General features: G+C 41.5%; 12 protein-coding genes. 10 read left to right on the top strand and 2 right to left on the bottom strand.

The features are described 5' to 3' along the window. Nucleotides 1-168 precede the first annotated feature (168 nt). From LG375_RS02525 to smc, 10 genes are all read left to right on the top strand, one after another. Entirely contained in the window at nt 169-864 is a 696-nt protein-coding gene (locus tag LG375_RS02525; protein ID WP_070838933.1) for a YjjG family noncanonical pyrimidine nucleotidase, read from the top strand. A 71-nt stretch (nt 865-935) separates the two neighbouring features. Next, complete coding sequence (uvrC, locus tag LG375_RS02520) at nt 936-2,720, top strand: excinuclease ABC subunit UvrC (protein ID WP_070838932.1); 1,785 nt, start codon at nt 936-938, stop codon at nt 2,718-2,720. Nucleotides 2,721-3,174: 454 nt separating this feature from the next. Beyond that, on the top strand, nt 3,175-4,725 hold the full coding sequence (cls, locus tag LG375_RS02515; protein ID WP_318779994.1) for a cardiolipin synthase: 1,551 nt from the start codon (nt 3,175-3,177) through the stop codon (nt 4,723-4,725). Nucleotides 4,726-4,805: 80 nt separating this feature from the next. Continuing rightward, on the top strand, nt 4,806-5,318 hold the full coding sequence (locus LG375_RS02510) for a GNAT family N-acetyltransferase (protein ID WP_225745368.1): 513 nt from the start codon (nt 4,806-4,808) through the stop codon (nt 5,316-5,318). Between the two features lie 129 nt (nt 5,319-5,447). Next, nucleotides 5,448-7,022, top strand: coding sequence for a cardiolipin synthase (cls, locus tag LG375_RS02505; RefSeq protein WP_070839558.1), 1,575 nt, complete (start codon nt 5,448-5,450; stop codon nt 7,020-7,022). A gap of 15 nt (nt 7,023-7,037) precedes the next feature. Further along, the gene (locus LG375_RS02500; protein ID WP_002885253.1) at nt 7,038-7,691 is read left to right on the top strand and encodes a DNA alkylation repair protein; all 654 of its coding nucleotides are present in this window, start codon (nt 7,038-7,040) and stop codon (nt 7,689-7,691) included. 296 nt (nt 7,692-7,987) lie between these two features. Further along, nucleotides 7,988-9,064 (top strand): aspartate-semialdehyde dehydrogenase, encoded by a 1,077-nt coding sequence (locus LG375_RS02495; protein WP_060973253.1) that lies wholly within the window; start codon nt 7,988-7,990, stop codon nt 9,062-9,064. A 330-nt stretch (nt 9,065-9,394) separates the two neighbouring features. Continuing rightward, nucleotides 9,395-10,330, top strand: a complete 936-nt coding sequence (gene dapA, locus LG375_RS02490) for a 4-hydroxy-tetrahydrodipicolinate synthase (protein WP_013990425.1) — start codon at nt 9,395-9,397, stop codon at nt 10,328-10,330. A gap of 161 nt (nt 10,331-10,491) precedes the next feature. Beyond that, the gene (gene rnc, locus LG375_RS02485; protein ID WP_004182345.1) at nt 10,492-11,181 is read left to right on the top strand and encodes a ribonuclease III; all 690 of its coding nucleotides are present in this window, start codon (nt 10,492-10,494) and stop codon (nt 11,179-11,181) included. Nucleotides 11,182-11,183: 2 nt separating this feature from the next. Beyond that, a complete protein-coding gene (gene smc, locus LG375_RS02480; RefSeq protein ID WP_064525100.1) occupies nt 11,184-14,717 on the top strand; it encodes a chromosome segregation protein SMC in 3,534 nt (1,177 codons plus the stop codon). A gap of 388 nt (nt 14,718-15,105) precedes the next feature. Here smc and LG375_RS02475 read toward each other — a convergent pair whose 3' ends face one another. Together LG375_RS02475 and LG375_RS02470 are read right to left on the bottom strand one after the other, a co-directional pair. Next, entirely contained in the window at nt 15,106-15,651 is a 546-nt protein-coding gene (locus LG375_RS02475; protein ID WP_064525097.1) for a DUF3278 domain-containing protein, read from the bottom strand. 13 nt (nt 15,652-15,664) lie between these two features. Next, entirely contained in the window at nt 15,665-15,874 is a 210-nt protein-coding gene (locus tag LG375_RS02470; RefSeq protein ID WP_064525094.1) for a helix-turn-helix transcriptional regulator, read from the bottom strand. Nucleotides 15,875-16,267 lie beyond the last annotated feature (393 nt).

Here is a 16,267-nt window from a genome sequence, read left to right as displayed (position 1 = left end):
ATAAGGCTTGAACAAAGTGAAAGCCAGCGTCTTTAGGCGATGGCTGGTATTATGGGCTTATAGCCCTTGATCAAACCACCCGTTAGACGGGTGGTTATGATTTATTCATATATAGCTAGATTGTGGTAAAATAGAGCCTAAAGATTCAAGTATCAGAAAGGATACGCCATGACCTATACCCATTTACTTTTCGATCTTGACCATACCCTCCTAGATTTTGACCGTGCTGAAGATTTGGCTTTAAACTACTTGCTTGAAGAGGCTGGGGTGGCTTCACGAGATCTTAAAGTTTACAAGGATCACTATATCCCCATGAACCGTTCCATGTGGGAGGATTTTAATCATGGTTTAATCACTAAGCCTGAGTTGCTTCGCACGCGCTTTTCACGTCTTTTTGAGCATTTTGGACAGGAGGTTGATGGCAGTCACTTAGCTGGCCGTTACCAGCATTTCTTGAGCCAACAGGGGCAGGAGTTGCCTCAGGCCCATGCTTTCTTATCGAATGTTAAAGACCGCGGCCACAATATTTATGCAGCAACTAATGGTGTTAGCTACATCCAACGTGGTCGTCTGCAAGCCTCAAGCATCTTGCCATTCTTCGACGATATTTTCATTTCAGATGAAGTGGGTGCCCACAAACCGTCTACTGACTTTTTTGAAAAAATTTCGGATCAGGTAAATGACTTTCATCCCGATTCGGCCCTCATGATTGGTGATAGTCTAACTGCTGATATCCAAGGTGGTAATAATGCAGGAATTGACAGCATTTGGTTTAATCCAAAAGGTTTGGTTAATGAGACTCCAGCTGTTCCAACCTATCAAGTCAAAAACTACCAAGAAATTTTGACGATTTTGAGCAAATAGACCTCTTTTCAAATTGTATTTACCTATGACTATTAAGAGCTTTTTAGCTCTTTTTTTGCTACAATGAAAACATGAATGATCTGATTAAACATAAGTTGGAACTGCTCCCAAGCAACCCGGGGTGCTATCTCCACAAGGACAAATTCGGCAATATTATTTATGTCGGTAAGGCTAAAAATCTAAAAAATCGTGTGCGTAGCTATTTTCGTGGAAGTCATGATACTAAGACGGAGCTTTTGGTATCTGAGATTGCAGACTTTGAATTTATCGTAACCGAGTCCAATATTGAGGCCCTGCTTTTGGAAATTAATCTTATCCAAGAGAATATGCCTAAATTCAACATCCGCCTCAAGGATGACAAGTCTTATCCATTTATCAAGATTACTAAGGAGCTCTATCCAAGGCTCTTGATTACCCGCCAGGTTAAGAAGGATGGCGGTCTCTATTTTGGTCCTTACCCAGACTCTGGTGCGGCCAATGAAATCAAGAAGCTTTTGGACCGTATTTTCCCCTTTAAGAAATGTAAAAATCCGGCCAATAAGGTCTGTTTCTATTACCATATTGGCCAATGTAATGCCCACACCATCTGTCACACCACTGAGGACTATTGGCAAGGTTTGGTTGAAGATGTCAAGAATTTCCTAAACGGTCATGATGATAAAATCGTTAATCAGCTTAAGGCCAAGATGAAGGATATGTCTGACCAGATGGAGTTTGAGCGTGCTGCGGAGTATCGCGATTTGATTGAGGCGGTTTCGACGCTTAGGACCAAGCAAAGGGTTATCCGTCAAGACATGCAGGACCGTGATATCTTCGGTTACTACGTGGATAAGGGGTGGATGTGTGTTCAGGTTTTCTTTGTTCGCCAAGGGAAACTCATTCAGCGTGATGTCAATATGTTCCCTTATTATAATGATGCTGAGGAAGATTTCCTAACCTATATGGGTCAGTTTTATCTGGATAGTCGTCATCTCAAGCCTAAGGAGATTTTCATTCCAGGAGACATTGATCAAGAGTCTGTTGAGGCTCTAGTTGGAGATGAGGTCAAGGTCTTTAAACCTCAACGTGGAGAGAAGAAGCAGTTGGTTAATCTGGCGACGAAAAATGCCCGCGTCAGTTTGACCCAAAAATTTGATCTCCTCGAAAAAGACTTGGCTAAGACCCAAGGAGCTATTGAAAATCTAGGCAAACTCATGGGGATTCCGACACCGGTCCGTATCGAGTCTTTCGATAACTCTAATATCATGGGAACTAGCCCTGTCTCTGCCATGGTTGTCTTTGAAAATGGTAAACCTAATAAAAAAGAGTACCGCAAATACAAGATTAAGACTGTTGAAGGCCCTGACGATTATGCCAGTATGCGTGAGGTCATTCGTCGTCGCTATAGTCGTGTCAAACGTGATGGTCTAACGCCACCAGACCTCATTATCATGGATGGTGGTCAAGGTCAGGTCAATGTAGCCAAGGATGTGCTTCGCAAGGAACTCAATCTATCTATCCCAGTTGCAGGTCTTCAGAAAAATGACAAGCACCAAACCAATGAATTGCTTTTTGGAGATCCTTTGCGAGTCATTGATTTGCCACGTCAATCCGAGGAATTTTTCCTCCTTCACCGTATTCAGGATGAAGTACACCGCTTTGCCATCACCTTCCATCGTCAAGTCCGTAGTAAGAATAGTTTCAGTTCTAAACTTGATGGCGTGGAGGGGTTAGGACCTAAGCGCAAACAAAAACTTCTCAAACACTTCAAGTCTATGACAGCTATCCAAAAAGCCAGTGCCGAAGACATTCAAGCTCTTGGAATCCCTGAAAAAGTAGCAGAGGCTCTGTTAGATAAATTAAATGATAACAATTAAGTTAGACTTTTCAAGTAACTCAGAAAAACTTGGTAGGGTGATTGATAATTCAATGATTTCCTAGGAATTCTATTTCTTGAGAGTGGGACAGAAATCGGTAATTCGTTAGAATTCGATTTCGTCGTCCCACCTCCGCACAGTTGAGTAGGGCTGTAAAAGCTGATGAAATCAGCGTAGTAGAGCCCACTCAACCACTGCGTCTTTCTCGACAATCCAAAGACAAATTGAGAGGCTAGGACTTTTGTCCCAGCCTCATAATTTTGAGAAACATTCGTAAAATCCATTTGTTTCGGTAATCCATTTCGTCCTATATGTTAGTTCCTTTCAGATAAATGTGGTGTTTATCTGAGACTAGCCTAGATGGCTTTTTCTGTCTAGCTTAATTTTACAAATTTTGTTATAATAAGATTAATTAAAAAGGGAAAGGAGTCATGCTATCAAAAACGAAGCTAAAATTGAACGTCTTTATGATAAGAGTCGTCGTGGCTTTCTTCGTGGAATCTTTAGTCGTGCTACGATTATCTTCTTAATCATCTTACTGCAGCTTGTTGTTGTGGCCATGTCTTACCTCTGGTTGCATCAATATAGGATACACCTGCAAGTTACAGAAGTAGTCCTTCGTATTCTGGCCATTATTTATCTCTTTCAAAGTGATATGGAGTCGACGGCTGTAAATACATGGCTCCTGATAGTCTTGCCTTTCCCTATTATCGGAACCTTGCTCTTGGCTTATACGAAACTTGATATAGGTTACACAGGGATGAAGCGTGCTATTCAGAGCAATATTGACCGCAGTTCTGGTATTCTGAAACAAGATAATCAGGCCCTCGAAGAGCTTAAACAGCGTCACACCAGCAACTATAACTTGGTCCAATATCTTGAAAATGTGAACGGTTCCTTTCCAGTTTATCGTGACACGAAGACGACCTATTTCCCAAGTGGTGAAGCCAAGTTTGAGGAAATGAAGAAACAGCTCCTTAAAGCAGAGAAGTACATTTTCTTGGAATATTTCATCATTGGTGAAGGTGAAATGTGGGGTGAAATCCTAGCAATCTTGAAACAAAAGGTTCAAGAAGGGGTGGAAGTTCGAGTCCTGTATGACGGTATGAATGAATTTTCAACTTTGAGTTTTGACTATAAGAAACGATTGGAAAAAATTGGCATTCAATCTCGAGTTTTTGCATCGGTAACCCCTTTCCTGTCAACCTATTACAATTACCGTGACCATAGGAAAATCTTGCTGATTGATGGTAAGGTTGCTTTCACAGGCGGGGTTAATTTAGCTGACGAGTATATCAACAAGATTGAGCGTTTCGGTCATTGGAAAGATACTGCCTTGATGCTGGAGGGCCCAGCGGTTGATACTTTTTTAGTTCTCTTTCTTCAGATGTGGACCTATTCTAACGAAACTTTAGATGTTACGCCGTATATGGTTGAACATAAGGTCTTTGATACCCCTGGCTTTGTTGTTCCTTATGGGGATATTCCATTGGACAAGGATAAAGTTGGTGAGAATGTCTATATTGACATCCTTAACCATGCGCGTGATTTTGTTCATATCATGACACCTTATCTTATTTTGGATGGTGAACTACTCCATGCTCTCAAGTTTGCGGCTGAGCGTGGGGTAGACGTTAGTATCATCATGCCTGGTATTCCTGATAAAAAATCAGCTTACTACCTAGCTAAGACCTACTACCCAACACTGCTAGCCTCTGGCGTTAAAATCTATGAGTACACACCTGGATTTATTCATGCCAAGATCTTTGTAAGTGATAATAGTCGGGCTGTTGTAGGAACGATTAATTTAGATTACCGAAGTCTATATCATCATTTTGAGTGTGCGACCTATCTCTATAGGACTTCTTCGGTTCTTGCTATTGAGGAAGATTTCCAAGCGACAAAAGACCAGTGTCACCGAGTCAGCACGACTGACGTTGAAAAACTTCCATTCCATCAAAAGGCCTTAGGCTTATTGACCAAACTAGTGGCGCCATTGATGTAATGTCAATTTTTGTAAGAAGAGGGTTGAGCCCTCTTTTTTTATAGTATAAAATAAAGATAATGAAGTCGAAGGAGAAAATGATGTTAACCATTCGTCCAGCCAACTTGGCTGATGCACAAGCTATTCAGGTCATCTATGCACCCTATGTTGAGAAGACGGCCATTACCTTTGAATATGAAGTTCCCAGTGTTCAAGAATTTGAGAATCGTATCAATAAAACCCTTGAAACTTACCCTTATCTGGTCGCTGAAGAGGATGGACAAGTTCTCGGATATGCCTATGCTTCAACCTACTATGCCCGGACAGCTTATAATTGGACAACTGAATTGTCCATCTATTTGCATGAAGATGCCCGTGGTCGAGGTCTGGGAAGTCAGCTCTATGATGCTCTTGAAGAGGAACTTGAACAACGGGGCTTTTTGCGATTCTTAGCCTGTATTGCTGTTCCGAACGAGGCTAGCATTGCTATGCATGAAAAACGTGGTTATGTCCAAGTTGCTCATTTTCCAAAAGTGGGCTACAAGTTTGAGCAATGGCATGATATTGTCTGGATGCAAAAGACCTTAGATGGTCCTGTCAGGAAAATACAGTAGAAACCACGCCAATTCTAAATTGCAATAGCTAATTATTCCTGCCTTTTTCATAGGCTAAAACGATACTAATAAAATTACTGAAGGAGACCGGAAAGTTGTAATGGTCTCCCCTACACGAAAGGAGCCTATATGACTCAAGAACAAAGTGCTAGACTGTTACCCCAAAAGCCCTCCAGATGGGGCAAAATTCTACTTAACCGAAAGGTTCCCATCCTCCTGTTCTTCTTACTGGAATTGGCCTTTCTTGTCTTTTCATATCTCAGCCTACAAGAGCATTTCCCATCCATTATCTTATGGGAACACTTGTTGAGTGTCTTTACCTTCTTTTACTTGCTCAATCGTTCCATGGATTCTCGTTCCAAACTGTCCTGGATGATTATCATTGCCCTCTTTCCAATTTTTGGGACGGCTCTGCTTTACTTTTCACTGGCTGATTTGGGTGTCAGACGCTTGAAGAAACGGCTTGAGGATGCTACAGTGCAGGCATCCGACCATTTAAGCACCAATCCAGAAGTTGCTGATTATTTATCCCAAAGTGATCGCCAATTACAGAAATTAGCTTATTTTTTGGAGCATAGTCCAGCACAGTTTCCTATCTACAGAAACACAGAGGTTACCTATTTTCCACTTGGAGATGACATGCTTCCAGCCTTGTTGGAGGATTTGAAAAAGGCGGAGAGTTATATCTTCATGGAATATTTCATCATTGACGAAGGAATCATGTGGGGCGAGATTTTAACAATTTTAGAGGAGAAGGCCAAGGCAGGTCTGGACGTTCGTGTCATGTTTGATGGGATGAATGAGATGACTACCTTGTCCTACGATTATATTGAGCGACTACACAAGGTTGGCATTAAAGCCCAGGCCTTCTCACCAGTCAAACCCGTTCTATCAACCTATTACAATTACCGAGACCATCGAAAGATTACAGTGATTGATGGTCAAGTTGCTTATACTGGTGGCGTTAATATCGCTGACGAGTATGTTAATAAACGAGAACGCTTTGGTCATTGGAAGGACACAGCCCTTCGTTTAGATGGTTCAGCAGTTCAAACGCTAAAAGCTCTCTTTTTGACCATGTGGACAGTGACTGGAATAGAGGATAAAACGGATGTGGAGTACTATCTACAAGAAAAACCTCAACAAAGAAAGAGTCAAGGCTTTGTACTCCCTTATGGCAATTCACCGCTGACCTACCACAAGGTTGCCGAAAATGTTTATTTACATCTTCTAAATACATCAACTAATTATGTCTATATCATGACGCCTTATCTGATTTTGGATGACGAATTGGTTCGGGCCATGACCTTTGCGGCCAGACGAGGTGTGGATGTTCGTATCATTATGCCAGGAATTCCAGATAAACAGTATGCCTTTGATATTGCGACGACCTATTTTAAAGCCCTCTTGGATGCTGGCGTCCGTATTTTCCGCTATACCCCAGGCTTTGTCCATGCTAAAGTTTATGTTTCTGATGGTCAACAAGCTGTGGTAGGTACCATTAATACAGACTACCGAAGTCTCTATCAAAATTTTGAAGACGGGGTTTATCTCTATAAAAATTTGGAAGTGATTAAGATTGAACAAGATTTTGAGAAAACTCAGGCTCTTTCAGAGGAAGTGACATTGGAAAGTTTATCAAAAATGCCTTTAGCTCATCGTCTATGTGGCTATCTCTTTTCTTTGATTGGACCTTTGATGTAAAAAAGGAGGAATCATATGGATACAAAAATTCTTTTGAAATTGTTAGAAGACCAAGCTAATCCAACGAAAGTCCCAGCAATGGAAGCTTATATGAAAAATAAATTCAGCTTTCTTGGCGTTCAAAAACCAATTCTCAAAAAGATTGAAAGAGAGTTTTTTAAGCCTTTCATAAAACATCCAATTGATTGGACTTTTGTGGAAGAGTGTTGGCAGCAACCTTACCGTGAGTTTCAATATATTGCTATGGATTATCTGGATAAAAAGAAGAAGGAGCTTAGACCTGAAGATTTTCCAAAGCTAAAGGAATTGGCTCAAACCAAATCATGGTGGGACAGTATAGATCAGTTGGACCGTATCATCGGGGAGATTACTTTTCACTACCCAGAAACCAAGAATATCATGCGTCAATGGAGTCTGGATGAGGATTTTTGGTTGAGACGTATTGCCATCGACCACCAGCTTATGCGTAAAGAATTGACTGATACAAACCTCTTAGCTGAGGTTATCTGTAACAACTTTGGACAGACTGAGTTTTTCATTAACAAGGCTATCGGTTGGAGTTTGCGCAATTACTCAAAGGTAAATCCTGATTGGGTTCGGGCTTTTATTGATCAACATGCTAGTCAAATGTCATCTCTTAGCATTCGTGAGGGAAGTAAGTATTTATAGAAATCAAGAGCTTGACTCTGTCGTTCAATATGCTAGAATAGAAACATGCGATGAGTCGATTGGCTCTTTAGAGCCTTTTGCGCTGAGGAGGTCTACATTAGATTGTAACGCAGGAGCGGACCTTGAGTAGTTGTGTGAACCTGCTACTCTCATCGAAAGATGCCTCCTATCCCTTACCATTTGGTAGGGGATTTTTTCTTTATTCTTGGCGTTTTAACCCTTTTCAACTGGGCTTAAACGTAGTATAATAGATTCACTAAACTAAATTGATAGAAAATTCCGAAAGAGGTTTTACTATGGGATACACAGTTGCTGTTGTCGGTGCTACAGGTGCCGTCGGTGCTCAAATGATCAAAATGTTGGAAGAATCAACACTTCCAATCGATAACATTCGCTACCTTGCGTCTGCACGTTCTGCAGGGAAAGTCTTGCAATTTAAAGGTCAAGATGTGACTATCGAAGAAACGACTGAAGACGCATTTGAAGGTGTAGATATTGCACTTTTCTCAGCTGGTGGATCTACCTCTGCTAAATATGCACCATACGCTGTTAAAGCAGGTGCAGTAGTCGTTGATAATACATCATACTTCCGTCAAAACCCAGATGTACCATTGGTTGTACCTGAGGTCAATGCACATGCGCTTGATGCTCACAACGGTATTATCGCTTGCCCTAACTGTTCAACGATTCAAATGATGGTTGCCCTTGAGCCAGTTCGTCAAAAATGGGGCTTGGACCGTATCATCGTGTCAACTTACCAAGCCGTATCAGGTGCTGGTATGGGAGCAATCCTTGAAACACAACGTGAGTTGAAAGAAGTTTTGAATGACGGCGTTAACCCACGTGATGTTAAAGCTGAAATCTTGCCATGTGGTGGCGATAAGAAACACTTCCCAATCGCCTTCAATGCTTTGGCTCAAATCGACGTCTTCACTGAAAATGACTACACTTACGAAGAAATGAAGATGACAAACGAAACTAAGAAAATCATGGAAGACGATAGCATTGCCGTATCAGCAACATGTGTACGTATTCCAGTCTTGTCAGCTCACTCAGAGTCAGTTTACATTGAAACAAAAGAAGTGGCACCAATTGACGAAGTGAAAGCTGCTATTGCAGAATTCCCAGGTGCAGTCCTTGAAGACGACGTTGCTAACCAAGTCTACCCACAAGCCGTTAATGCTGTAGGTTCACGTGATACATTTGTCGGACGTATCCGTAAAGACTTGGATGCTGAAAAAGGTATCCACATGTGGGTTGTTTCAGATAACCTCCTTAAAGGTGCCGCTTGGAACTCAGTACAAATCGCAGAAACACTTCACGAACGTGGTTTGGTTCGCCCAACTTCAGAATTGAAATTTGAATTGAAATAGGGAGCGAAACAGAAATCAGTAACTCGAAGAGTTTGATTTCTCCTTCGCTTTTATAATTTAAGGCTTAGGCTATAAAAGTCCACAGGACTTTTATACCACCCCCGCACAGTTGATTAGGAAGTACGAATGCTGCAGACATGAGTAGTTCCAATCAACCACTGCGTTATGATTCCTATAAAGCAGAGAGACTTCTCTCTGTTTTTTTGTGTTTTGACTATCATATTGAAATAGTCAGTCCTCACGTTTTCAGAAAATTGTTAACTTATCTGTCTGTCTGGTCAAAATTATGGTAAAATGGAAAGGATTAGAAAACGGTTGAAGGAGAATATTATGTCAATTGATCAATTAAGAGATGTCAAACTGATCACAGCCCTTATTACACCTTTCCACGAAGATGGCTCAATCAATTATGATGCGCTTCCAGAATTGATTGAGCATCTTTTGGCTCACCATACAGAAGCTCTTCTTTTGGCGGGGACAACAGCTGAAAGTCCAACACTTACTCACGATGAGGAGTTGGAACTCTTTGCGGCTGTTCAGAAAATCGTTAATGGACGTGTGCCATTAATTGCTGGGGTCGGTACCAACGATACACGAGACTCTATCGAGTTTGCCAAAGAAGTTGCCAAATTTGGTGGTTTTGCAGCTGGTCTTGCTATCGTGCCTTACTACAACAAGCCATCACAAGAAGGTATGTACCAACACTTCAAAGCCATTGCGGATGCTTCTGATTTGCCAATTATCATCTACAACATCCCTGGTCGTGTGGTTGTTGAAATGGCTCCTGATACCATGCTTCGTTTGGCTGAACATCCAAATATTATCGGGGTTAAAGAATGTACCAGCCTTGCTAATATGGCCTACCTTATCGAACATAAACCAGAAGATTTCTTGGTTTATACCGGTGAAGATGGGGATGCCTTCCACGCTATGAACCTTGGAGCTAACGGTGTTATCTCAGTAGCCTCTCATACAAATGGTGATGAGATGCACGCCATGCTTGAAGCTATTGAAAATAGTGACCTCAAGACAGCAGCAGCTATCCAACGTAAATTTATTCCTAAAGTTAACGCTCTCTTCTCAGTACCAAGTCCTGCACCTGTCAAGGCTGTTCTTAACCATCTTGGTTTCGAAGTTGGACCACTTCGTTTGCCATTGGTTGCATGTACTTCAGAAGAAGCTAAACGTATCATCAAGGTCGTCCTTGAAGAAGATGTCGAAGCAACACGTGAGACAGTTACAGGTGTCGTTCGTCCAGATTATTAAGAAAATGAAGTTGAGCAGATTCAGATTGCTCAGCTTTTTTAGTTGAATAGGTTAAATCTCACAAAATCAGCAGATTAGGTTCTAAAAGCAGTTTTCTATCATGAAAATCAGCTTTTTTTGATATAATTATAATTAGTGTGCTTAAAAAGAAAGGAAGTTTCATGAATCAACTCGAACAAAAACTTGAGCAGGATTTTGGTATTGTTTTTAGCCAAAAAGACCTCTTAGAAACAGCATTTACCCATACCTCATATGCCAATGAGCACCGCCTCCTAAACATTTCACATAATGAACGTTTGGAATTTTTAGGAGACGCGGCTCTGCAATTAGTCATTTCCGTTTATCTTTACAATCGCTACCCTAACAAGCCAGAGGGGGAAATGTCTAAGATGCGTAGTACTATCGTTCGTGAAGAAAGTTTGGCAGGTTTTACAAAGGCTTGCGGATTCGAGCAGTATATTCGTCTTGGTAAAGGAGAAGAAAAATCCGGTGGACGTGAACGTGCCACTATCCTAGGTGACCTCTGGGAGGCCTTCCTCGGTGCCCTTTATCTGGATCAAGGCTTGCCTGCTGTTGAGAAATTCTTGAATCAGGTCATGATTCCTCAGGTTGAAAAGGGGAACTTTGACCGCGTCACGGACTATAAGACAGCCTTGCAAGAGCGTCTTCAGGTCAATGGTACGGTTGATATTACTTATACTGTTATCGACGAGTCTGGACCAGCTCATGCCAAAGAATTTACTATGCAGGTAGCTGTTGATGGTAAGGAGCTCAGCACAGGTCTTGGAAAATCTAAGAAATTAGCTGAACAGGCAGCGGCTAAGGCTGCCCTTGAACAACTAGGAAATTAAGCATGTATTTGAAATCAATTGAAATGCAGGGCTTTAAATCCTTTGCGGACAAGACGCAAGTCGTCTTTGACAAGGGAGTAACAGCCGTTGTAGGTCCAAATGGATCGGGAAAATCAAATATTACAGAGAGTCTACGCTGGGCATTGGGTGAATCATCTGCCAAGAGTTTGCGTGGAGGCAAGATGCCTGACGTTATTTTTGCAGGAACAGAGGTTCGTAAGGCTCTCAACTATGCGGAAGTGGCAGTCACTCTTGATAACAGTGATGGTTTTATCGCGGGTGCTGGCGAAACCATTCGTGTGGAGCGTCACATTTATCGAAACGGTGACAATGATTACTTGATTGATGGTCGCAAAGTTCGTCTGCGTGATATTCATGACCTCTTCATGGATACCGGTCTGGGGCGTGATTCTTTTTCTATTATTTCCCAAGGTCGTGTTGAGGCTATTTTTAATGCCAAACCTGAAGAACGCCGCGCTATTTTCGAAGAAGCCGCAGGGGTTCTTAAATATAAGACACGTAAGAAAGAAACGGAAAGTAAGCTTAATCAAACCCAAGATAACCTTGATCGTTTGGAAGATATCATTTACGAGCTGGACGGTCAGGTTAAACCGCTTGAAAAGCAAGCAGCGACTGCTAAACGTTACTTGGAATTAGATGAGGAACGTAGACAGACTCAGCTTAATCTTTTGGTCCACGATATTGAAATTGGTAAGTCTGACTTGAGCCAGACCCAAGAGGATTTGTCAGAGGTCAAGGAAAAATTAACCAGCTATTATGAGGAACGCCATCGCCTAGAGACTGAGAACCAAGAACTCAAACAAAAACGACATCAAATTTCAGAACAAATTTCTTCTGACCAACAAACCTTGGTGGATGTCACACGACTTATTAGTGACTTTGAGCGTCAAATTGATCTTTATACCATGGAGAGTCAGCAGCGTTCAGAGAAAAAAGAAGAAACTGAAGCTCGTCTCAGTGAGTTAGAGCATTTGAAAGAAGAAGCTCAGGCATCACTTGATAAGGTTAATCAAGGCCAAGTTGAATTGAATGCTGAGTTGGATAGCCTTGCCCAAGAGCTAATCGCTATTCAAAAAGAACTGGAGCAATTTTCTGATGACCCAGATACGCTTATTGAACGTTTACGTGAGGACTATGTTGGTCTGATGCAGGAGGAAGCCAAGGTTTCCAACAGTTTGACTCAGGTCACTCACGACATGGACAGTCAGACACAAGCGCTTGAGGCACAAGCTGAAGAATTTAAACAAGCTCAAGCTGATTTGCTCTCCGCTCAGGAAGTGGCCAGCGAAGCCCAAAAAGCTTATCAAGCAGCCCAAGAGAGTCTTCAAAACCTCCTAGCTAGCTACAAAGAAAAGGCTCAGACTTATCAAGCTCTTGATAAGGACTACCAAGAGGCTCAAAAGCAGATGTTTGACCTCATGGATTATCTTAAAAGTAAAGATGCTCGTCGTCAAAGTCTAGAATCTATTCAGAAAAATCATTCTAATTTCTATGCAGGGGTGAAGGCTGTCCTTCAAAATGCCCAATTCATTCAGGGAATTATTGGTGCAGTCAGTGAACACTTAACCTTTGACACGCGTTATCAGACGGCTCTTGAGATTGCTATGGGAGCTAGCGGGCAAAACATTATTGTTGAGGACGAAGCGGCTGCTAAGCGTTCGATTGACTACTTGAAACGAAATCGTCAGGGACGTGCGACCTTCTTGCCTTTGACCACTATTAAGCCACGTCAACTTAATGAACAATTTGCTCAAAGTCTTGCCAATGCACCAGGTTTTATAGGTATGGCTTCCGATTTGGTTACTTATGAGGACCGCTTATCTAATATTTTCCAAAACCTCCTTGGGGTTACGGCAATCTTTGATACCATTGACAATGCCAATAAGGCGGCTCGAGCGGTTCGTTTCCAAGTGCGTATGGTTACTCTTGATGGCTCTGAGATTCGTCCAGGTGGTGCCTTTGCTGGTGGTACCAACAAACAAAATAATAGTCTCTTTATCAAGCCTGAACTAGATGCATTGACTGCTGAAATTAACCAGATTAAGGCTCAATTAAGTGATAGTGAAGCCAAAGTTGAAGCCCTTAAGGTTAAACGTAAGGCTCTACAGAAAGCGCTAGAAGATCTTAAGGTAGATGGTGAGAATGCTCGTCTGCAAGAGCAAAAACTAGGCTTAGAACATCAACAAGCCTTGTCAGATGTAGAGAAAAATCAAGCCTTAGTAGATAGTTTCAAACAGGATTCTCAGGGATCTGAAGGTGCAAATCTGCAAGATAAGGCTGAGCAACTTAAAGCTGAGTTAGCACAAATTGCATCCAAGCGTGAGGCCATTAACGACCGTATTGAGGCAATTAAGGAAGATAAAGATGCTCTTGGTCAACAAAAACAGGTGCTCCTAGACAAGCAATCTGAACTTCAGTTGAAGGAACGTGACTTGCAGGCAGAATTGCGTTTTGCGAAGACAGAGAGCAATCGTCTTCAAGCTGACTTATCTGAGTTAATGCAAGAATCGGATAGTCTTAAGGCACTCCTTAACAACCAGGTTGATGAAGACCAAACTGACCGCCTTCCCCATCTGCAAGCACAGCATAAAGAGGCTGTTCAACGTAAAGACGATTTGGAACAAGCTCTTGTCCGTGCCAAGATTCAGGTGCAAGATTACGAAGGTCAGTTGGAGGATTTGGAGGAGCGTTTGGCAAAAGCTGGCAATCGTAACGAGGATTTGATTCGTCAACAGACTCGTTTGGAAGAGCGTGAAAGTCAGATTAGTCAATCACTTCGTAAGTTTGCGACTCAGTTGGCTGAAGATTATCAGATGACGCTCGAAGCAGCCAAAGGTCAGGCTAGCCCTCTTGACAATGTCGAACAAACCCGCCAGAATCTGCAAGGTCTTGAGCGTTCGATTAAAGCTTTGGGGCCAGTCAATGTGGATGCTATTGCCCAATTTGAAGAGGTTAAGCAACGTCTAGATTTCTTGAACGGCCAAAAGGATGATTTGCTCGAAGCCAAGAGTCTCCTTCTAAATACCATTAATGACATGGATGATGAAGTGAAATCACGCTTTAAAGCAACCTTTGAGGCTATCCGAGAAAGCTTTAAACAAACCTTTACGCAGATGTTCGGTGGAGGTTCAGCTGACTTGATTTTGACCTCAGACAATCTCCTAGAGGCTGGAGTAGAAATTTCAGTTCAGCCACCAGGTAAGAAAATTCAATCGCTTAACCTTATGTCTGGTGGTGAAAAGGCTTTGTCAGCTCTGGCCCTCCTCTTTGCCATCATTCGTGTAAAGACTATTCCATTTGTTATCCTAGACGAAGTAGAAGCGGCTTTGGATGAAGCCAATGTTAAACGCTTCGGTGACTACCTCAATCGTTTTGACAAGTCTAGTCAGTTTATCGTAGTTACCCACCGTAAAGGAACCATGTCCGCGGCAGACTCTATTTATGGGGTAACTATGCAGGAATCAGGTGTCTCGAAAATCGTTTCGGTCAAACTAAAAGACCTTGATTTAGACTAAAAATAGATTATATTTTCATGAAAGATAGTTGATAGCTTTATCACTATCTTTTTTCATAGTCTCAAAAAATTTGCAAGGACTTTCAGAAAATCATTAAGTTTGCGCTTTCAAAATTACGCAATCGATTGCGTAAAATGGCATAAAAAAGGCTATGATTAGGATTTTAGGGTTTATGAGAGAGAGGGCGACTTGTCATTTCCCACTGACATGTTACAATATTTAAGGAAATGTCATATGGGGATATGGTGTTTTTTAAGTTAGTTATAGTGTATGTGTTAAGATACGATTTTCTGGACACATTTAGGCTTCGCGTATACAAGTCTAAGAAGTCTTCTTTCGAGCGAAAAATCCAGGCTGGGAAACCTGGATTTTTCTTTGTCTTTTTAGTTTATTGGTCACCTTTCTCAGCTTGAGATTTGGCTTGTTTGATACCAGCATTGACCAAGCCCTGCATGATAGCCCCAAAAAGGATAGCTTCAAAAATGCCTGATAGCATATTATGGATTGAGAATAATTCTGTCAAATAGTCTTTATTGTCAACTAAGAAGTGAACTAGGGGCATGCCTAAGAACATGCTAATCCCAAAGCATAAACCTGACTTAAGCCCCACGTGCTTAAGTTGTTTTTTCTCTTTCTCAGTCAGTTCTTCCTCGTCAAAAGCATTAACAGCACTTATCTTTAACTTATAAGTAAGGATGCTGCTAACTAACAGAATGATAATCAAGAGGAGGATAGGATAAATACGAGCTACAAGTTCGGGATACTTAAAGCCTATAAGAAAGGCAATACCATTAACACAAAGTAAGGTAAAGAAAAGAACTACGAAAGCTATGTTACCCATTCGATCAACCTGTTGGCGCTTTTGTTCATCTAAAGGACCTGTGATACCATAAAAACGTTTAATTAGTTTGTCAGTGAAAGTTTCTTTAATCATGATTTACCTCTTTCTATCTTATATCTCTATTCGGATTTTCATCCCAAAAGAGACTGTTAAGATCCGTATCTAGAGCTTTAGCTAGATTAAGACAGAGCTCTAGTGTTGGGTTATATTTGTTATTTTCGATCATGTTAATAGTCTGTCGGGAAACGCCAATAGACTTTGCAAGTTCTAATTGCGAAAGCCCCATATTCTTTCTAAATTCCCTGACATGATTCATAATGGGCCTCCTTCTGAAAGACAAGCTAGTGTGTTGCTGTCAGTCGCAATTTATTAATTATGTCAACTTTATCTGACATAATTGTAGCAAATTTATATAGGTGTGTCAATTATCTTAGACATATTTTCTATTTTGGCATTAACTAAAGGATTCTTTGTCAGCTCTTGAAAGCTTTTTATTTTTTTGGTAAAATTGATAGTAATTGAATAGAGGTCGTAGAGACTAGTAACCTTATGGAAATTGACAGGGATTGGGGGTCATGGACTGGAAGCCTCCTCAAGGGAAGTTCGGCGAATTCACTCATGAAAACGACTGACGAATCAAGGTCTGGGTAACCAGATAAAAAACGGATGGTACCGCGTGTCAACGCTCCGGGTTGGAGTTTTGGCATGT

It is taken from the genome of Streptococcus sp. Marseille-Q3604 (genome assembly GCF_916619785.1).
GTDB lineage: Bacteria > Bacillota > Bacilli > Lactobacillales > Streptococcaceae > Streptococcus.
Note: the sequence above shows the minus strand (reverse complement) of the source record. Positions and strands in the feature narration are given on the sequence as shown.